The organism is Paenibacillus sp. NFR01 (assembly GCF_900111565.1).
In the GTDB taxonomy this organism is placed as follows: Bacteria; Bacillota; Bacilli; order Paenibacillales; family Paenibacillaceae; genus Paenibacillus_AQ.
This window is the reverse complement of record NZ_FOIK01000002.1, coordinates 63,302-83,768: the sequence shown is the minus strand read 5'-3', so window position 1 is coordinate 83,768 and position 20,467 is coordinate 63,302. Positions and strand designations below refer to the sequence as shown.

Genomic DNA, 20,467 nt, shown 5'->3' with positions numbered 1-20,467 from the left:
ATGGCGATTTTGGTAACAGGCGGTGCGGGGTACATCGGTTCCCATACGGTAGCGGAGCTGCTGGACCGGGGCGAAGAGGTTGTGGTCATCGACAATTTGCTGACAGGGCACCGCGAGGCGCTGCTGGGGGGCAAGCTGTATGAAGGCGATCTGCGCGACAAGGCGCTGCTTGCGAAGCTGTTTTCCGAAAACGACATCGATGCGGTGATTCACTTCGCCGCCAGCTCCCTGGTCGGGGAAAGCATGAAGGACCCGGTTAAATACTACGACAACAACGTATACGGCACCCAATGTCTGCTGGAAGCGATGCAAAATGCCGGCGTGACCAAAATCGTCTTCTCCTCTACGGCGGCCACCTACGGCGAACCGGAAAAGGTGCCGATTGAGGAGAGCGACAAAACCGAGCCGGCCAACGTCTACGGTGAAACGAAGCTGACAATGGAACGCATGATGGCCTGGTTCGACAAGGTGCTCGGCTTCAAATACGTCGCCCTTCGCTACTTCAACGCAGCCGGCGCCCATGCCAGCGGCAAAATCGGCGAAGACCACCGTCCGGAGAGCCATCTGATTCCGCTGGTACTGCAAACCGCGCTGAAGCAGCGCGAAAGCATCGCCGTGTTCGGCGAAGACTATCCGACAGCAGACGGCACCTGCATTCGCGACTACATCCATGTCACCGATCTGGCGGACGCCCACATCCGTGCGGTCAACTACCTGCGCGGCGGCAACGCGAGCAACGTGTTCAATCTGGGCAACGGCACCGGCTTCTCGGTCAAAGAAGTGATTGAAGTGGCGAAAAAGGTGACCGGCCTCGATATTCCGGTCGTGATTCAGGAACGCCGCGCCGGCGACCCTGCGGTGCTGGTGGCTTCTTCGGCCAAAGCGCGCACGGTGCTCGGCTGGAATCCGCAGCATGCCGACCTGGAAGGCATTATCGAGAGCGCATGGGGCTGGCATTCGTCGCATCCGCAAGGATACGGGGAATAAACCCTCTTTTCCAAGACGCATAGCCATACATGAAGGAGAAAACCATATGTCTACGATAAATCAAGCCGTCTCCGGAGAGAAGGCGCAGCTGGCGATCGAGCAGCTTGTCCGGTTCGCGCTGGACCGCCGGCTTATTGAACCTGCCGATGAGGATTACAGCCGCAACGAGCTGCTTGACCTGTTCGGCTTCACGGAGCCATACGCCCATGAATTTAATGAAGCCCCGCTGAGCAGCCCGCAAGGTCCGCTGGATGTACTGATCGATTACGGTTATGAGACCGGGAAAATGCCGGAGAACAGCGATACGTACCGCGATCTGCTGGATGCCAAAATCATGGGCCTGCTGATGGCCCGCCCGTCCGAGGTTAATGCCGAATTCGCGCAGCTGAAGGCGGAGCAGGGCATCGAGGCGGCGACCGACCGTTTCTACCAGCTTTGCATCGATTCGAACTACATCCGCATGGACCGCGTCTCCAAAAACGTGCTGTGGCAGCAGCCTTCGGAGTATGGCGACATCCAGATGACGATTAATCTCTCCAAGCCGGAGAAAAGTCCGCAGGAAATCGCCATGGCGCGCCTGCTTCCGCCGCCGGTCTACCCGAAATGCCAGCTCTGCCGCGAGAATGTCGGTTATGCCGGCCGGATCAACCATCCGCCGCGCCAGAACCTGCGGGTGATCCCGCTTGCGCTGAACGACGAGAAATGGCTGTTCCAATACTCGCCTTACGTGTACTATAACGAGCACTGCATCGTGCTGCACCATGACCATGTTCCGATGAAGCTGACGAAGGAAACCTTGAAGCGCCTGCTCGGGTTTGTCGGGGAGTACCCGCATTACTTTATCGGCTCGAATGCCGATCTTCCGATCGTCGGCGGGTCGATCCTGACGCATGACCACTTTCAGGGCGGACGCCATACGTTTCCGATCCAGACGGCGCCGAAGGAAGATACGTTCGTCCATCCGGATTATGCGGGCGTCACGATCAGCATCGTGAAATGGCCGATGTCCGTGCTGCGGCTTCAGGGCCATGATCCGGCAGTCCTGCTGGAATGTGCCAACACGATCTACGAATCGTGGAAAACATACAGCGATCCGGAAGCCGATGTGCTGGCCTATACGGAAGCCGGCGGCGAACGCACGCGCCACAACACCGTTACGCCAATCGTGCGCCGCTCTCAGGACGGCGGCTACGAGATGGATCTGGTGCTGCGCAACAACCGGACCAGCGAAGCGTATCCGGAAGGCATTTTCCATCCGCACCGGGAAATGCATCATATCAAGAAAGAAAACATCGGCCTCATCGAGGTTATGGGTCTGGCGATTCTGCCCGGCCGCCTCAAGGAAGAGCTCGACGCTGTAGCCGGCATTCTCTCCGGGGACGGGGAGCTGCTGAATGCGGTCAGAGGCGATACGCAACATGCTTTGGCGCAGCACGCGTCTTGGATCGATGAGCTTGTGGCTCGCTTCGGTACGACACTGGACCGCGAGGAAGCGGTCCGGACGGTGCAGAACGAAGTCGGCATCAAGTTTACCCATATTCTTGAGCAAGCCGGCGTCTACAAACGGACGCCCGAAGGACAAGCGGCGTTCCGCCGGTTCGTCCACAGCCTCGGCGCGAAAGCCGAAGCTTAAGCATTGTTGCTGCCAACTCTCCGGCCCATGCGGCCGGGGAGTTTTTTCTGGTGAGCTGGATACGAAGGTGGAGAACCGAGGTTTGCCCTCCATTTGATTGCTGACCGGGACAAGTCTATAATTAAACATTGCAGTTCATTTTTTGCCTAAAAGTGGAGGGATAAGCATGCGCAACTTTCAATTTCATAATCCGACCAAGCTGATCTTCGGACGCGGCACTCTGCAGGCGCTGAAGACCGAGGTTCCCAAATACGGCACACGCGTGCTTCTGATGTACGGCGGCGGCAGCATCAAGCGCAGCGGCCTGTACGATAAGGTGATCGCCGAGCTGAACGCCATCGGAGCGACCGTTACCGAATTGTCCGGCGTGGAGCCGAATCCGCGGCTGTCGACGGTACATAAAGGCGTGGACCTGTGCCGTGAGCATAACATTGATTTGGTACTCGCCGTCGGCGGCGGCAGTGTGCTGGACTGTGCCAAGGCGGTAGCTGTCGGCGCCAAATATGAAGGGGACATGTGGGACTTCGTGGAGCGTAAAGCGGCGGCCCAAGGCGCGCTTCCGCTGGGAACGGTCCTAACGATGGCTGCAACCGGTTCGGAGATGAACAACGGTTCGGTCATCACGAACGAAGTGACGAAAGAAAAGATGGGCTGGGGCAGCGAATATGCCTATCCGGCATTTTCCATCCTGGATCCGGAGCATACGTATACGCTGCCGAAGGATCAAACCGTCTATGGCATGGTAGACATCATGTCCCATGTACTGGAGCATTATTTCCATACCGACGGCAATACGCCGGTACAAGACGGCTTCTGCGAAACGCTGCTACGTACCGTGATCGCGACCGCACCGAAGCTTATCGAGGACCTGCATAATTACGAGCTGCGCGAGACGATCCTGTACTGCGGCACAATGGCGCTGAACGGCATGGTCAGCATGGGCTTTGCCGGCGACTGGGCGACGCATAATATCGAACACGCCGTCTCGGCCGTGTACGACATCCCGCATGGCGGCGGGCTGGCGATCCTGTTCCCGCAATGGATGAGATACAACCTGAGCCACAATCCGGCGCGTTTCAAACAGCTGGCCGTCAACGTCTTCGGCATCGACGCCGCAGGCAAAACGGACGAGCAAGCCGGTCTTGAGGGCATCGAGGCGCTGCGTCGCTTCTTCGACTCCATCGGCGCTCCGCGTACGCTTGGCGATTACGACATCGACGACAGCCAAATCGGCGTGATGGCCGATAAAACGGTCCGCTTCGGCCCGTTCGGCGGCTTCCGTAAGCTCGAGCGTGAAGACGTGGTCGAGATTTACAAAATGGCGCTGTAAACCTGCCTTACAGGCTTAGCAACGGGCTCCGCCCAGAAAAACGGTAGAAATGCCAGCATTTCCGCCAGCTGCTGCATCCAGCTAAGCGCAAAAGACGCTTCAAACCGCCGTTCGCCGGCGTTTGAGGCGTCTTTTTGCTTTGGCCTTCAAAGTGAGTTAGGTCATTCCCTTCTAGCTGTCCATGTCGATCAATCTGAAATCCTTACACATATGAGAAAAATACCCATTATTGTGAAACCCGGGACAAAGTTTTTCCGTTAAACTATATATAACAGTCCGGAGCTTACGACGGGAGGAGAGAGGTATGGAAACGCTATATTTGGGCTGTTTAGTGCTTGGCGTCATCTTTGCCCTGATCAGCATTTTGATCGGCGATTTGTTTGGCGGTGCGCTCCACGGCATCTTTGATGCCATTTCTTTTGATTTTGTGAATCCAGCGGTTATGGCCGGCGGGATCACGGTGTTTGGCGGAGCCGGCATACTCTTGACCCGGTATAGCAGCCTGGAGCACGGCCCGGTGCTTGCCCTGTCCCTGCTGATCGCTGCGTTTTCCGGGGTAGGAATGTACCTCGGGATTGTACGGCCGGCACGGAAGAGCGAAAGCTCAAGCGGATTCTCCATGAACGAGCTGCCCGGAAAAATCGGCGAAGTGACCGTCCCTTTGCCGCCTGAGGGGTACGGGGAGATCATGGTGCGCTTCGGGGCCGGCAATAGCCTGCACACGGCGGCAAGCATGGAGCGCAAGGCGCTGCCGGCCGGAACAAAAGTAGTGATCGTAGATGTTAGGGACGGCGTCGCGCTTGTCTCTGAATTCGAATTTGCAGAACATAGAGGAGAGATGCATGAATGAACGGCATTCCTGAGTTTTTGATTATTCCGATTGTGGTCATTGCGGTGCTGCTGGTATTCGCTATCGCCTTCTGGGCGCGCTACAAGACGGTTGGCCCGGATGAAGCGATGATCGTAACCGGCTCGTTTCTCGGCAACAACCATATCTCCGACGACGGCTCCGGCCGCAAAATCAAAATCGTACGCGGCGGCGGGGCGTTCATCCTGCCTGTTTTTCAAAAAGCGGAATTTATGTCGCTGCTCTCGCACAAGCTCGATGTGACGACCCCGGAGGTATACACCGAGCAGGGGGTACCCGTTATTGCCGACGGCGTCGCCATCATCAAGGTAGGCAGCTCCGTGGAAGACGTTGCTACCGCGGCCGAGCAGTTTATGGGTAAACCGATCGAAGCGCTGAAGAGCGAAGCCCAGGAAGTGCTGGAGGGCCATCTGCGGGCGATCCTCGGTACCATGACCGTCGAGGAGGTTTACCGCAACCGTGACCGGTTCGCGCAAGAGGTGCAGGGAGTGGCCGCGCGCGATCTCAAGAAGATGGGGCTGCAGATCGTTTCTTTTACCATCAAGGATGTCCGCGACAAGCACGGTTATCTGGAAGCGCTCGGTAAGCCGAGAATCGCGGCGGTCAAGCGGGATGCGGAAATCGCCGAAGCGGAAGCGGTGCGCGACGCGAGAATCCAGAAGGCCAGCGCCGAGGAGCAGGGGCAGAAAGCGGAGCTGCTGCGCGATACCAACATTGCCGAAGCCTCGCGGGACAATCAACTCAAGGTAGCGGCGTTCAAACGGGACCAGGACATGGCCAAGGCGGAAGCCGACCAGGCCTACCACATCCAGGAAGCCCGCGCCAAGCAGACGGTGGTCGAGGAGCAGATGAAAGTCGAGCTGGTGCGCAAGGAGCGCGAGATCGATCTGCAGGCGAAGGAAATCCAGGTTCGCGAGAAACAATATGACGCGGAAGTGAAAAAGAAAGCCGAAGCCGACCGTTTTGCGGTCGAGCAGGCGGCGGAAGCCGATATGGCGAAGAAAATGCGCGAAGCCGACGCGCTGCAATACAGCATAGAGAAGCAGGCGAAGGCGACCTCTGAGCAGAAACGGCTGGAAGGCCAGGCGGTAGCTGACGCGGAACTGGCCAAAGGGAAGGCCGAATCCGAAGTCATCCGGCTGCGCGGTCTTGCGGAAGCGGAAGCGAAGGAGAAGCTGGCCGAGGCGTTCCAAAAGTTCGGCGAAGCAGCCGTGCTGGACATTATCGTCAAAATGCTGCCTGAGCTGGCCGGACGGATCGCGGAGCCGATCGCATCCATCGATAAGCTGACCGTGGTGGACTCTGGCGGGGGCGAAGGCGCGACCAAGGTGAGCAACTATGTTACCCAGCTGATGGCCACCGCGCCGGAGATGCTCAAAAACGTGTCCGGAATCGATATGGAGGGCCTGATCCAGAAGCTGACGAAGGGCGGGGGCTCCGCAGAAATCTGATTTTTTTGACAGTTTGCGGTATACTCTTCTAATCTTGAATGCTTGATGTTATGATGTAGCGGACGAACGGGTATTCAGAATTAAAAGAGGTGTAAGTGTGGCAAGCATAACCGTGTCCAAAGTCTTGAACAACAACGTCATAATTGCCGGGCATCCGCAGTATGACGAAGTGGTAGTGATCGGGAAGGGCATTGGCTTCAACCGAAAAACGCGCGACCGGATCGATTTATCCGCCGTTGAAAAGATGTTTATTCTCCGCAGTCAGCAGGAGCAGGAACAATATATGCAGCTCGTTCCCCAAGTCGACGAGAAGCTGATCGAGGTTGTCCAGGAGATCGTGCTTCATATTATGCAGAGCAGCGGGCAGAAGCTGAACGAGCATATCCATATTGCGCTAACCGACCATATTTCCTTCGCCATTCGGCGTTATGAGCAGCAGATCGAGGTGCATAATCCTTTTTTGTACGAAACGAAGGAGATGTATCCCGAGGAGTACCGGCTGGCCGAATATGCCGTCGAGCGGATCAACGAAGCGATGGGTACGACGCTGCCGGCGGATGAAGTCGGTTTTGTCGCCCTGCATATCGTTAGCGCGCTCAGCAACCGCCATATCTCGGAGGTCCGGCAGCATTCGGTGCTGATCGGCGATCTGGTGGGGTTGGTGGAGGATGATTTGAATTACCGGATTCCGCGCGATTCGCTGGACTATTCCCGTCTCGTTACGCATCTGCGGTTTGTGCTTGAGCGTCTGCGCCGGGGAGAGACAGTCCGCGAGACCTCTTCGCTCGACGGGCTGATGAAGCGCGAATATCCGGAGATGTACTCCCTGGCCTGGAAGCTGACCAAAGTAATTGAGCAGCGGGTACGGATTCCGGTCTATCCGGCGGAGGTCAGCTACCTGACGATTCATTTGCAGCGCCTTGCCCAGAAGAAGGAAGACGAGGAAGGCATGAATCGGGATGAACCGGCGGAATGACGGCATTGTTAGCAGAAATTCCGCCCAATTTTATTCACAAAATAGACCTTGCAACTTTAAAATAACGGTGCTACAATTTAGCCTATAAAAAAAGAAAACAGAATACCAACGTGTTACTGATACGATCAGGCATGAGTAATCTCAGTATTTTGGTTGTCCAGCCCCAAGTCGGGGTAATCTAACTTTAGCGTTAGAGGGCATATCAAATGCTGTGTTGCTTATGCCTTTTTTGGTTTTCTGTTCGTAAGACAATTGGAGAAGGAAGTGACCTACTGTGTTTAAAAAACTATTTGGCGTTTTGCAGCGTGTCGGTAAAGCGCTCATGCTCCCGGTCGCCATTTTGCCTGCGGCGGGACTTCTGCTCGGAATCGGCAACATGCTTGTCAATCCCGATTTCCTGCAGTATGTTCCGGCCCTGGAAAATGATACAGTCCAAGCGATTGCCAACGTACTCATGAATGCAGGGCAGATTGTCTTTAGCAACCTGTCGCTGCTGTTCGCAGTCGGCGTAGCCATTGGTCTGGCCGGCGGCGAAGGCGTTGCTGGTCTGGCGGCGATTATCGGCTTCCTCGTCATGAACGTGACGATGGGAACGGTGCTCGGGATCAACAATTATGTTCTTAGCAAGCAGGATTTTGCGTATGCAAGCGTCCTGGGGATTCCGACCCTGCAAACCGGCGTATTCGGCGGTATTCTGGTCGGTATCCTGGCGGCCTCGATGTATAAGCGGTTTTTCCGCATCGAGCTGCCTTCGTATCTCGGCTTTTTTGCCGGCAAACGTTTCGTTCCGATCATGACGGCGGTAACCTCGCTGCTGCTCGGTCTCGTGCTGACGCTGGTATGGCCTCCGATTCAAAGCGGACTCAACTATGTGTCCGAAAGTATGATCGACACCAATCTGACCCTGGCTGCCTTTATCTTCGGGGTCATCGAACGCTCGCTGATTCCGTTCGGCCTGCATCACATCTTCTACTCGCCGTTCTGGTATGAGTTCGGCAGCTATGTCGACAAGGCCGGGGACCTGGTCCGCGGCGACCAACGGATCTTCATGCAGCAGCTTCGCGACGGCGTTCCGTTTACGGCGGGTACCTTTACAACCGGTAAATATCCGTTTATGATGTTTGGCCTTCCAGCCGCAGCATTGGCGATTTACCACGAATCCAGACCTGAAAACCGCAAGGTGGTCGGCAGCTTGATGATTTCCGCCGCATTGACCTCCTTCCTGACAGGGATTACGGAACCGCTGGAATTCTCGTTCCTGTTTGTTGCTCCGCTCTTGTTTGCGGTACATGCCATTTTTGCCGGTCTGTCGTTCATGACGATGCATATCCTGAACGTTAAGATCGGGATGACCTTCTCGGGCGGCTTCATCGACTACGTGCTGTTCGGCATTATTCCAAACCGCACAAACTGGTGGCTCGTTATTCCGGTCGGTCTTGTGATCGCAGTGATTTACTATTTCGGTTTCCGTTTTGTCATCCGCAAGTTCAATCTGAAGACGCCTGGCCGCGAAGATGTGGTCGACGACGACGACGATGGAGCTGCGGTGAATACGGCCTCCGTATCCAAAACGGGAGACGATCTTCCGCGCAACATTTTGTCCGCTCTCGGCGGTAAAGAAAATATCGTTCACCTCGATGCCTGCATCACCCGCCTCCGTGTAGAGGTCAAGGACAAAGGCGGCGTCGACAAAGGCCGTCTGAAGAAGCTGGGTGCTTCCGGCGTGCTTGAAGTGGGTAACAATGTACAGGCGATCTTCGGCACGCGTTCCGACACGATCAAATCGCAGATTCAGGATGTGATGGACGGCAGAACGCCGGCCGCAGCTCCGGTCACACCGGCGCCTGAAGCTGAACAGAATGCCGGAGCCGAAGCGGCTGCCATTATCCCGGAAGACATCGTGTCCCCGGTTAACGGCGAACTTCTGGATATCACCCAGGTTCCGGATGCGGTATTCTCGCAAAAAATGACGGGCGACGGCTTTGCATTCCTCTCCGAGGACGGCAAAATTTCTTCCCCGGTTTACGGTAAAGTGTTCAATGTTTTCCCTAGCAAGCATGCCATCGGCATCATGTCCGACGGCGGCAAAGAGGTGCTGGTGCATATCGGCGTCAACACTGTTAAACTGAAAGGGCAGGGCTTTACCGTGCTTGTTGAAGAAGGCGATCTGGTAGCTGCCGGACAGCCGATTATGGAAGTTGACCTGGAATACGTGAAAGCCCATGCGCCTTCCGTCATTTCGCCGGTGATCTTCTCCAACCTGCCTGAAGGCTCCACCGTTACCCTCAAAAAGCCGGGTAAGGTAGCCATCGGCGACAGCGACATTATCAGCATCCAGTAATGGATCAATTTCAAAGAAAGCGAGTGAATGAACATGCAAAAAACATTCAAAATTGTTGACGAAGACGGTATCCACGCACGCCCGGCCACTGCGCTTGTGAACACCGCAACCAAATTTAAAGGTACCGAAAGCTTCGCTGAAGCCAACGGCAAAAAGGTAACCCTTAAATCGATCCTCGGTGTATTGTCCCTCGGGCTTGAAGCCGGCGACACGCTCACCCTGATTACTGAAGGCGCCGAAGAAGCGGAAGCGCTGAACGCATTGCAGGACGTTATGGTTAAAGAAGGGCTGGGCGAAGTTCATGAGTAAGCTTTCAGGAATCGCGGCTTCTGCAGGGATTGCCGTAGCCCGTGCATTTATCCTGGAGCATCCGGATTACACGATCACCAAAACATCGGTCAACGACGTTGAGGCTGAGGTAGAGAAGCTGAACAAGGCTCTGGAGCAATCCAGAGCCGAGCTTCAAAACATCAAAGCCCGCACGCTGGCAGAGCTTGGCGAGAAGAAAGCGGAGATTTTCGAATCCCACTTGCTCATCCTTGATGATCCGGAGCTTATTACTCCGGTGATCGATAAAATCCGTTCCGAAGCGGTAAATGCCGATTTTGCGCTGAATGAAACGGCCAGCCAGTTTGTGGCCATGTTCGAAAATATGAAAAGCGCGTACCTACAGGAACGCGCAGCCGATATGCGCGACGTGACCAAACGCGTGCTGAACCATCTGCTCGGGATCACCTACATCAGCCCGGCCGAAATCAGCGAAGAAGTGATCGTCGTTGCCCAGGATTTGACGCCTTCGGATACGGCGCAACTGAACCGTACTTATGTTAAAGGTTTTACGACGAATATCGGCGGGCGGACATCCCACTCGGCGATTATGGCCCGTTCGCTGGAAATTCCGGCTGTCGTCGGCACCAAAAACGTGCTGTCTCTGGTGAAAGCAGGCGATCTGCTGATCGTCGACGGCCTCAGCGGCGACGTTCTGATCAATCCAAGCGAGGAAGAGGTTGCCGAATACACCCGCAAGCAGGAAGCCCACAACCTGCAAATCGCGGAATGGAAAAAGCTTCGCGATGAGCCGACCGTCTCCAAGGACGGCAAACATGTGGAGCTTGCGGCCAACATCGGAACGCCGAACGACGTAACCGGCGTACTGGACAACGGCGGCGAAGGCGTTGGCCTTTACCGTACCGAGTTCCTGTACATGGGACGCGACAAGCTACCTTCCGAAGAAGTTCAGTACAATGCGTACCGCACGGTTCTGGAGAGCATGAAGGGCAAACCGGTTGTTGTCCGTACGCTGGATATCGGCGGCGACAAAGAACTGCCTTACCTGGAAATGCCGAAAGAAATGAACCCGTTCCTTGGCTACCGCGCCATCCGCCTTTGCCTGGACCGTCAGGATATTTTCCGGACCCAGCTTCGCGCCTTGCTTCGGGCAAGCGCACACGGCGAACTGCGGATCATGTTCCCGATGATTGCAACACTGACCGAATTCCGTGCCGCACGCGAACTGCTGCTTGAAGAAAAAGCGAAGCTGCGCGAAGAAGGCAAGGAAGTATCCGACAACATCCAGCTTGGCATCATGGTGGAGATTCCTTCCACGGCCGTACTGGCGGACCAATTTGCCAAAGAGGTTGATTTCTTCAGTATCGGAACCAACGACCTTATCCAATATACGATGGCGGCCGACCGTATGAACGAACAGGTCTCCTACCTGTATCAGCCGTACAACCCGGCGATTCTCCGCCTGGTCAAAATTGTCATCGACGCAGCCCACGCCGAAGGCAAATGGACCGGTATGTGCGGAGAAATGGCCGGTGATTCTACAGCGATTCCGCTGTTGCTCGGCCTTGGGCTCGACGAGTTCAGCATGAGCGCTACTTCGATTCTGCCGGCACGCAGCCAGATTGCCAAGCTCTCCGCCGCAGAAATGAAGGAAATGGCTGCAAAAGCCCTTCAGATGAGCACTGCTGAAGAAGTTGCAGCACTGGTGCATAGCAGCACCAAGTAAAGATTCGCAGCAACACCGTTTTTCGGAGATTTCACTTTTCCATCTGCATTTTCTCTCGGCCTCCTAAACGGAGGCCGTTTTTTTGTGCAGTGTGATGGGCTCGTTAATTGCGCGGGAAATAATTCCGATAATAATAAAGTAGGCGCAGATCTTCGCGTGCACCCAAACCTGTGAATATACTGTTACATAGGATATGGATAATCGAAAGGATAGCTGCGCAAGTATAATTATCGGTCCGCGTGGACATATCTGGAACTATGCAGAGCAATCTGTTTCCGGTATTATTGCCGGAGGATACCATGGGAAGGTGAATATCATGAGCAGCAATTATATAAATATGGAATCCCTGATAGAAACCTATAGCGCCCAGGAGCTGGGCCTGAGTTATTCAATGGAACATTGCGAATTTAAAGTATGGGCACCGACAGCGTTCGCTGTATCGCTGGTAATTTACGAAACCGATGGGAACGGGGGAACAGCGCCCGACAGCGGGAAAATTGTCAGCATGTCACGCAGCGAAGACGGCGTTTGGGAAACGCTCGTCGACGGCGACTTGAAGGGTAAATACTATATGTATCGCGCTGTCTTTGCCGATGGCACTTTACAGGAAGCTGCTGATCCTTATGCACGGGCCGTTTCGGCGAACGGCAAACGTTCAGCAATCGTTGATTTGCGCGAGACGGACCCGGAGGGCTGGCATGAAGACCGGTCGCCGGCGCTGCATCATCCCGTAGACGCCGTCATTTACGAGCTGCATGTACGGGATTTCTCTGCCGATGAAAGCTCAGGCATGACCTTTAAAGGTAAATATAAAGCGTTCACGGAGAGCGGATTGAAGGATAATGCCGGGCATGCACTGGGCATCGATCACTTGGCCGAACTGGGCATTACCCATGTGCATCTGCTGCCTGTTTTCGATTTCCAGACCGTCGACGAGCTGCGCAGCGGCACGGAAACCGGCGATGAAGCAAACTATAACTGGGGTTATGATCCCCAGCATTATAATGTACCGGAAGGCTCTTACAGCACGAACCCGGCGGACCCGCGGGTCCGGATCCGCGAATTCAAGGAGATGGTGCAGGCACTCCATGGCAAAGGAATAGCGGTTATTATGGACGTTGTCTACAACCATACGTATTCGGTGGAGAGAGGGCCTTTTGAACCGCTCGTCCCTGGATATTTCTACCGTCATGACTATCATGGCAGATTATCAAACGGTTCCGGCGTAGGCAACGAACTGGCGACGGAACGGCCGATGGTCCGCAAATTCATTAAAGACTCTCTGGCTTACTGGGCCGAGGAATATCATATTGACGGCTTCCGGTTTGATCTGATGGGGTTGATCGACAGCACGACGATGCGCGAGATCACCGAGGAGCTGCGGCTGAATATCCGCCCGAATCTGCTGGTTTACGGCGAGCCATGGACGGGCGGCGACTCTCCGCTTGTGGCCAAAACGGTGAAGGGTGTGCAGAAAGGCAAAGGTTATGCCGTATTCAACGATAACTTCCGCGCGGCGATCAAGGGCGACAGCGACGGCTGGGGCAAAGGCTTCGCCACCGGTGAATACGGCAAGGAAGGCGCTGTAGCAGCGGGGATAAAAGGGGCGATTCACGATTTTACCGACTCGCCTGCCGAGACGGTGAATTACGTAACCGCGCATGACAATCTGAATTTGTGGGATAAAATACTGGTAACCGAAGGCTTGCGTCAGGCAGCGCATTTGCCCGATCTTCACGATGGCCGCTTGCGCAGCGGCGGAGACTTGTTTGCAGCGATAGCCGCGGCAAATCCATATATCGGCGTGGAGGAACAGGACGTTTTCGCAAGTCCGGCGGTACGGCGCTCCCTGCTGGCGAATGCGCTTGTATTGACCTCTCAGGGCATCCCGTTTCTTCATGCCGGCGACGAAATGCTGCGCAGCAAATTCGGCGACCATAACAGCTACCGCAGCGGCGATGCCATAAACGGCATCCGCTGGGAGAACAAACGCCGTTTTGCCCCCGTATTTAACTATTACAAAGGTCTGATTGCCTTGCGCAGAGAGCATCCGGCCTTCCGGCTCCGCGGGCGGCTCGAAATTGAGAGGCATATGGAGTTTTTGCGCTGCGGCGGCGGAGTCGTCTCGTATCAGCTGAAGAACAATGCCGGGGGCGATGTCTGGAACAATATCATCGTCATCTTTAATGCCGGTACTGAGAAGGTTGTACATTCACTGCCGGATACAGGTGGATTCTGGAACATCGTCGCGGATCATACGCGGGCCGGAACGGAAGTGTTCCGCTTGGCGGAGTATGAGGTTGAGGTTGAGGGGCTGTCGGTAATGGTGCTATATGACGGATACGGTGACCCGGAGCCACGCGCCAAAATCGTGGAGATCGAATATGAACGCCCGGACGGTGACTACCGGGGCTGGAATTTATGGGTCTGGGGTACAGGGATTCAGGACGGACAATGGGATTTCCGCGAATTGACGGAGGATGGCAGTGCGGTGGCCCGGATTGAGGTTGCTCCTGAAACCGAGTCTATCGGATATATTCTCCGTTTAAACGACTGGGAAGCAAAAGACGGCAGCGGCGACCGGTTCGTCGATTGCTCCGGCGAACGTGAGCTTTACCGGGTACGGATTATCGACGGTGCCGAAGGCAGCATGGCGGATGACGATGCCGATTTACCGCTCATCAGCTAGCCTGCAACAAAAAAACGGCTACAGCGCCTCTACATGAGGCCTGAAGCCGTTTTTTTGTTGCACCTATATTCATTTGGGCTGCTCGGCAACGGCCTCATCAATCAGTTCGTTATACAAATTAGCCTCGTTGCCGCCGTGGTTTTTGGAACGGTACATCGCAAGATCGGCTGCGCGCAGAAGCTCGTTGATGCTGGTGCCGTGCTGCGGGAAAAGGGCAACGCCGATGCTGGCCGAGGTATTGAAACTCGCTCCTCCGCTAACGGACCATGATTTTTTAAATAGCTGCAGCAGCCGTTCCAGCACTTCCTCCAGCATTTCGGAATTGGCATAGCGGTGAAACACGACGGCGAATTCATCGCCGCCGATCCGGAAGGCTTGCCCGTAGCCCTTCACGGTCTGCTGCAGCTCCCTGGAGAGCAGCTGCAAAAATTCATCGCCGGCCAGATGTCCGAGCGTATCGTTAAGCTGTTTGAACCGGTCACAATCGAGCAGCGCCAGTGCGAGATCCTGCCGCCGATCTTCCGGTTGGTTAATCATGTTCTCCATGTACATCTTGAAATGGGCCCGGTTCGGGATCGCCGTCAAATGATCGTAGAACGCCAGCTTGTGCAGGCGCTCCTCGTACATTTTTCGCTGGGTAATCTCGCGGGAGACAAGCATGAATTGCGCCGGAAACGAACGGCTGCCCTGAATCGGCGTTACCTTGGTCTCCAGCCAGATCCACTGGCCTTCGGCGGAACGCATCCGCAGTTCGGAAATCCGCGGCGTTCCCCGAACGACGCTCTTCAGCTTGGCCCAGGAAATTTCCGCCTCGCGGATATAGTTGGAGAGCGGCGCGCCTTTCTCCGGAACATAACCAAGCACAGCGGCGTGGGAAGGAGAGGCGTACAGGATCAGTCCGTTGATGTCAGTGACGATAATGAAGTCGGACATCGTTTCCCCGATCAGCTGATGCAGCGATTTCTCTTCGCGGATTTCATTTTGCAGCGAGATCAGGCGGCGGCATAAATAGACAATGACCAGAACCAGCAGGAAAAGTAGCAGGGAATAGACAGCGAAGACGGAGCTCTTTTTCTCCTCGTATACGCTTAGGACATGCCGGGCATAGCTGTCGAGCAGGGATTCGGTCTCATCAAGATGGGAGCGCACCGTCGCCAGGCTTGAGCTTGCGGATTGCGGCGTGTCCGCTCCCGCATCGGCTGGATTGCCGCTCGCCGCTGCGAGGACGGAACGGCCGTCCGCCGCCCAGGTGCCGAAGGAATTTTCTACGTTTTGCAGCTCCTGCTCCAGCGCGGTAAGCAATTCCCTGCCTTGCTCCATGTCGCCGTAAGGCAGCTTCAGGACGGCGATATTGTCGGCGGCCAGCCGGAGCTGGCGTTCCACGCCGGACAGGTACTGCTCATATTCAGCCGCGGATTGGCGCCGTTTGCTGCCGGAGGCGTTCGGATTCAGCGCGTGCTGGTAAGCGGATGCAGAGCGGTACAAATCGCGGTCTGCATTCAGGATAAGCTCCGTATTCCGGTTAACGACGCCGGACAATGTCCCCGCCAGTTTATTCATCGCCGCATTCAAATAAAGCAGGGAAGCGATGCTGATGCCGGTCAAAAGAACGGTTATTGAGGCAAAAACAAGAATTACTCTCCGGGTATTGTTGATTTTGGAACCCGCCACTGTCATCCTCTCCCCGCTAAACTTGAATACGTCAATTGTATGTCTGGGTGTTGCAGCCGTTTGGGAAACTCAAAATCTCCTGCCTGTCAAGGAATGATCCCGAGGTTGGAGAGAAGAGGATACTGCTATAATTTTAATTTGAAACATTATGTATAGAGTTGCTGAACTTATTTATATTCGAACCCATGAAACCTATTACCCAACTCTTCTGCAAACGATACGCTATTTTGAACGAAAAAAGTGGTTTTTGACAAAAAAAGTGCTTATTCGCGAGATATGCAGGAGAAATATGGGGAAATGCAGCGAAATCGATCGTTTCCATTCGAAAAAAGGGAAAACAGCATCGGGACGGGAATATATTCCCTATGGATTGACTTTTTACCTGGGAGGGCAATATGGCTATTTATTTGATCAGGCACGGCAAGGACGATGAAGGATATCGCGGCGGCTGGAGCCAGCGTGGGCTTAATGTGGAAGGCTTCCGGCAGTCGGAGCGGCTGGGCCGCTATCTGCTCGTGCACAAGGATCGCATTCCGGTCGACGAGATTATCAGCAGCGACCTGCAGCGTGCCCTTGATACGGCGAACGAGATCGGAAGGGCTTTGGGCAAACAGGTAATCCCGAGCGGCGTATGGCGCGAAACCAACAACGGAGTCATTGCTGGCATGCCGAACGAAATCGTGGATGAGCGGTATCCGAAGCTGTATTTCGCGGGACTCCGCATGGATGAACGTTATCCCGGAGGTGAGAGCCCGATCGAATTTTTCACAAGGATCCGTCACGCGATTGAAGAGCTTTGTGCGGTCAAGGAACAAGAGGCTGAGGAGAAAAATACAATGGTGGTCACCCACGGCGGCGTGATCAATGCCATCTATCATGTCCTGAAAGGTAAAACCTGGACCAATCAGGCGAAAGCATATCCTTCTAGCTATACCAGTTTTCATAAAATAGAGCACCGGAACGGGAAATGGATGATTACCGTGGAAAATGATACGGAACATCTGGCAGCAAAATAATACAAGAAGGGGCCTTCCCGTATCGGGAGGCCCCTTTACTATGCATATCGGGAGAAGCAATCGGCTCTCACTCCGGATCATCAGTCGGTCCGCAGCGCCTGAATCGGCTGCAGGCGCGACGCCTTATTCGCCGGCATCATGCCAAAAATGACACCGATCAGCAGCGAGAAGATGAAGGAAAGAATGACCATGTCCCAGGCAATCGAGACGTTGAGCGGTGAATATTTGCCTGCCGCCCAGCTTCCGCCGACGCCGATGCCGACCCCGAGCAGCCCGCCGAAGCCGCTGAGCACGATGGCCTCGATCATGAACTGCGACAGGATATCGAAGCGTTTGGCGCCGATCGCCTTCCGGATGCCGATCTCCCGCGTGCGCTCGTTAACCGAGACGATCATGATGTTCATGATGCCGATGCCGCCGACGAGCAGCGAGATGCCGGCGATGCCGGCCAGCGCCATGGTCAGCGTATCGGTCGTGGAATTGACCGTATCAAGCATTTCCTGCGCATCAAAAACGGTAAACGCGTTGTCGGCGTTTTTGAATTTGACACCCAGCTGGTTCTCCAGCTCGGTTTTGACCGATTCGACGGTATCCGCGGAGGTGGTTGTGATCGTGATGGAGCGGACGCCCTTGCTCTGGAGCTGCCGTTCCGCCGTCGATATCGGAATCAGGATTTTATCGTCGTTGGAGCCGCTCAGGCTGGAGCCTTTGGAGGCGAGTAACCCGACGATTTTGTAGCTGATGCCGTTTAATTGGACCTTTTCGCCGACCGGATCGTCGGTGCCGAACAGGTCCTCGGCTGTGCCGGTGCCGATCAGCGCCACCTTCTGGCGGTATTCCGTATCGATGTCGAGCAGGAAGCGGCCTTCCTGCACGTGATAATCCTTTACTGTCTCGTAGGAGGGCGTAATGCCTTCAACGGAGACGCTGACATTCTCCGTCTTGTTTTTGGCGGTAACATTTCCGCTGATGATCGGCGCGACCCCATCCACGCCGTCGATCTCGCCCAGCGCGAGCGCCTCCTCATAAGTCAGGGAAGTGGTCGCCCCGCGGCCGGTGATGTTGACGGTCAGCTGGTTCGTGCCCAGGCCGTTGAGCTGCTCCGTGATCTGCGAGGTGGTTCCTTGCCCGACGGAGACGAGAATAATCACGGAGGAGACGCCGATAATGATGCCGAGCATCGTCAGGAAAGCCCTGACCTTGTTGCTCAGGATGCTTTTTAACGCCATTCGCATACTTTGAAAAAGCTTCATCATCCGGCATTCCTCCGATCCTCGACGAGAACGCCGTCCTGAATGCGGATGATCCGCTTGGCCTGTGCGGCGATCTCCAGGTCGTGGGTAATGACGATGACGGTATGGCCCTGCGCATTCAGTTCCTTGATCATCTGCATGACCTCGGCGCCGGTCCGCGTATCGAGAGCGCCGGTCGGTTCATCCGCCAGCAGAATCGGCGGGGTGCCCGCAAGCGCCCGGGCGATGGCAACCCGCTGCTGCTGGCCGCCGGACAGCTCGGAGGGGCGATGGTGCATCCGCTCCTCCAGGCCGACCTTCTGGAGCGCCTCCTGGGCCATCACCTTGCGCTCCCTTGCGGAGAGGCCGCGGTAAATCAGCGGCAGTTCTACATTTTCTGCTGCCGAAAGCTTCGGCAGCAGATTGAAGTTCTGAAAAATAAAGCCGATTTTCTCGTTGCGGATGGAAGCCAGCCGGTTGCCGGACAGCTTCCGCACCTCCTGGCCGTCCAGCAGATAGCTGCCGGAATTCGAAATATCGAGACAGCCGATCATGTTCATCAAGGTGGATTTGCCGGAACCGGACGGACCGATGATCGCGACAAATTCCCCGTAATCGATATCAAACGATATGTCTTTGAGCACCATCATCGTTTCGCCGGCCATTTTGTAGCCGTGGGACATGTCGCGGATTTGGATCAGCGGGCCGGAAGCTGTCATCGGCCTCCACCGCCCGTTCCGCCGCTGCTGCGCGTACCTCCGCTGCCGCCGCCGCTAAAACCGCCGCCACCGAAGTTGCCGCCTGGAGCGCCGCCGGTCATTCCGCCGAATCCGCCGCCGAATCCGCCGTCCATCTGCTGCTGCTGGCTGCTTGTGCTGCTGGTAGAGATCACGGTCGGAATGACAACGGTATCGCCTTCGTTCAAGCCGCTGGTGATTTCCATTCGGGATTCGTCATGGATTCCCACTTCGACGATAACCATCTTCGTTGCCGTGCTTCCGCTTTGGCTGCTGGTTCCGCCGGTTCCGCCTTGGCGATTCCAAGTGCCGCGTCCTTCGCCGGAAGTACGTCCTTCGCCGGACCACTGGCCGCGTCCACCGCTTGGCGCGCCGCTAGGCATGGCACCGCCTTCGCCTGTGCCGCCCCCCGGGAAGCCGCCTTCCGGCATTTGGCCGCCTTCGCCGCCTGGCGCGCCGCTTGGCATCGGCGCTTGTCCGTCGCCGGAAGTTCCGGTTCCGGCCGTTCCCGTGCCGGTGGTGCCACCGCCGCCCTTGCCTGCCGCAGCGCTTGTTCCTGTGCTTTCCCCTGCGGTTACCGGCACGGTAACCATGTACTTGCCGCCGATTTCCTTCACGGCTTCAATAGGTACGGTCAGCACGTCTTTTTTCTCCGCGGTTGTGATGGAGACTTCCGCAGACATGCCCACGCGTGCGCCTTCCGAGGTCTTCATGCCAACGGTGACATCAAAGAGGGAGACACCGTTTGACGCAGTTCCTTCTTCGGCAATGTCCGTGACCTCGCCGGTAAATTCGGTATCCGGAAGCGCATCAAGCGTTACGGTTGCCGGCATACCGAGCGTTACCGTCGGGATATCCAACTCATCGACCTGTACGACAACGCTGAGCTTGTTGTAGTTGGTGATATCGAGAAGCTCTGCGCCGTCCATTGCTTTTTCGCCTTCCGCAATGTTGACCACGGTAATCGTGCCGTCAATCGGAGCGGTCAGCGGATCGGGAGGCAGCATATCCTCCTGCACGTCGGTAATTTTTTCAACCTGATTCTGAATATCCGTTTTGGCTTTCTCGATGGCGCGCTTGGCAGTGTCGAGATCGTCATCCGAAGCGCCGGATTGCGCTTGCTTCTTGTAGGCCGCTTCTTTCTCGGACAAATCTTCTTTCAGGGACTCCAGCGAGTTCTGCGCATCTTCCAGATTGTCGCTCAAATCCTCTCCCTCGAAGGTGATCAGCGTTTGGCCTTTTTTGACCACGTCGCCTTCCTTGACGAGCACTTCGGCCACCGTACCGGCATCCTTCGTTTTGACCTGGCTCGATTCGGTCGCGCTGACTGAGCCCGCACCCGAGACACTGACGACGATATCTCCCTTGGTGACAGCCGCTGTATTCAGGGGAGCGACATCGGCCGTCGTTTTTTTGTCGGGAAGAAAGGTGTAAACGAGCAGTCCGGCCGCTACGAGCACGAGCACGCCAACGCTCCAGATAAGCACTTTTTTCTTCTTCATTTCCGTCCTCCGCTTGGTTT

The 20,467-nt window shown here is 55.7% G+C and carries 15 protein-coding genes; 11 read left to right on the top strand and 4 right to left on the bottom strand.

Features of this window, described 5'->3' with window-relative positions; genetic code table 11:
- From galE to pulA, 10 genes are all read left to right on the top strand, one after another.
- Positions 1-987, top strand: a complete 987-nt coding sequence (galE, locus tag BMW84_RS11660; RefSeq protein WP_091068451.1) for a UDP-glucose 4-epimerase GalE — start codon at positions 1-3, stop codon at positions 985-987.
- A 46-nt stretch (positions 988-1,033) separates the two neighbouring features.
- Positions 1,034-2,620, top strand: a complete 1,587-nt coding sequence (locus BMW84_RS11655) for a UDP-glucose--hexose-1-phosphate uridylyltransferase (protein ID WP_091068449.1) — start codon at positions 1,034-1,036, stop codon at positions 2,618-2,620.
- A gap of 166 nt (positions 2,621-2,786) precedes the next feature.
- The gene (locus BMW84_RS11650; protein ID WP_091068446.1) at positions 2,787-3,950 is read left to right on the top strand and encodes an iron-containing alcohol dehydrogenase; all 1,164 of its coding nucleotides are present in this window, start codon (positions 2,787-2,789) and stop codon (positions 3,948-3,950) included.
- Positions 3,951-4,254: 304 nt separating this feature from the next.
- Complete coding sequence (locus tag BMW84_RS11645; RefSeq protein ID WP_091068444.1) at positions 4,255-4,800, top strand: NfeD family protein; 546 nt, start codon at positions 4,255-4,257, stop codon at positions 4,798-4,800.
- Positions 4,797-6,269, top strand: a complete 1,473-nt coding sequence (locus tag BMW84_RS11640; RefSeq protein ID WP_175498781.1) for a flotillin family protein — start codon at positions 4,797-4,799, stop codon at positions 6,267-6,269. Before BMW84_RS11645 ends, BMW84_RS11640 begins: the two co-directional genes overlap by 4 nt.
- 97 nt (positions 6,270-6,366) lie before the next feature.
- Positions 6,367-7,245, top strand: a complete 879-nt coding sequence (locus BMW84_RS11635; protein WP_091068442.1) for a glucose PTS transporter transcription antiterminator GlcT — start codon at positions 6,367-6,369, stop codon at positions 7,243-7,245.
- Positions 7,246-7,519: 274 nt separating this feature from the next.
- Positions 7,520-9,586 (top strand): glucose-specific PTS transporter subunit IIBC, encoded by a 2,067-nt coding sequence (ptsG, locus tag BMW84_RS11630; RefSeq protein ID WP_091068440.1) that lies wholly within the window; start codon positions 7,520-7,522, stop codon positions 9,584-9,586.
- A gap of 33 nt (positions 9,587-9,619) precedes the next feature.
- On the top strand, positions 9,620-9,895 hold the full coding sequence (locus BMW84_RS11625; protein ID WP_091069690.1) for an HPr family phosphocarrier protein: 276 nt from the start codon (positions 9,620-9,622) through the stop codon (positions 9,893-9,895).
- On the top strand, positions 9,888-11,600 hold the full coding sequence (ptsP, locus tag BMW84_RS11620; RefSeq protein ID WP_091068438.1) for a phosphoenolpyruvate--protein phosphotransferase: 1,713 nt from the start codon (positions 9,888-9,890) through the stop codon (positions 11,598-11,600). The genes BMW84_RS11625 and ptsP overlap by 8 nt, the downstream gene beginning before the upstream one ends.
- 316 nt (positions 11,601-11,916) lie before the next feature.
- Entirely contained in the window at positions 11,917-14,289 is a 2,373-nt protein-coding gene (pulA, locus tag BMW84_RS11615; protein WP_091068436.1) for a type I pullulanase, read from the top strand.
- A 69-nt stretch (positions 14,290-14,358) separates the two neighbouring features.
- On the opposite strand, the gene BMW84_RS11610 is transcribed toward pulA, so the two are convergent.
- Positions 14,359-15,960 (bottom strand): sensor domain-containing diguanylate cyclase, encoded by a 1,602-nt coding sequence (locus BMW84_RS11610; protein WP_175498780.1) that lies wholly within the window; start codon positions 15,958-15,960, stop codon positions 14,359-14,361.
- A 395-nt stretch (positions 15,961-16,355) separates the two neighbouring features.
- On the opposite strand from BMW84_RS11610, the gene BMW84_RS11605 reads away from it, so the two are divergent.
- Positions 16,356-16,976 carry a histidine phosphatase family protein gene (locus BMW84_RS11605; protein ID WP_091068432.1) on the top strand — a complete coding sequence of 207 codons (621 nt, stop codon included), beginning with the start codon at positions 16,356-16,358 and terminating at the stop codon, positions 16,974-16,976.
- Between the two features lie 80 nt (positions 16,977-17,056).
- Here the strand turns inward: BMW84_RS11605 and BMW84_RS11600 are convergent, their stop codons facing one another.
- From BMW84_RS11600 to BMW84_RS25150, 3 genes are read right to left on the bottom strand one after another with little or no spacing between them, the layout of a single operon-like run.
- Complete coding sequence (locus BMW84_RS11600) at positions 17,057-18,229, bottom strand: ABC transporter permease (protein WP_091069688.1); 1,173 nt, start codon at positions 18,227-18,229, stop codon at positions 17,057-17,059.
- Positions 18,229-18,927, bottom strand: coding sequence for an ABC transporter ATP-binding protein (locus BMW84_RS11595; protein ID WP_091068430.1), 699 nt, complete (start codon positions 18,925-18,927; stop codon positions 18,229-18,231). Before BMW84_RS11595 ends, BMW84_RS11600 begins: the two co-directional genes overlap by 1 nt.
- Complete coding sequence (locus BMW84_RS25150; protein WP_091068427.1) at positions 18,924-20,447, bottom strand: efflux RND transporter periplasmic adaptor subunit; 1,524 nt, start codon at positions 20,445-20,447, stop codon at positions 18,924-18,926. The genes BMW84_RS11595 and BMW84_RS25150 overlap by 4 nt, the downstream gene beginning before the upstream one ends.
- Positions 20,448-20,467: the final 20 nt, after the last annotated feature.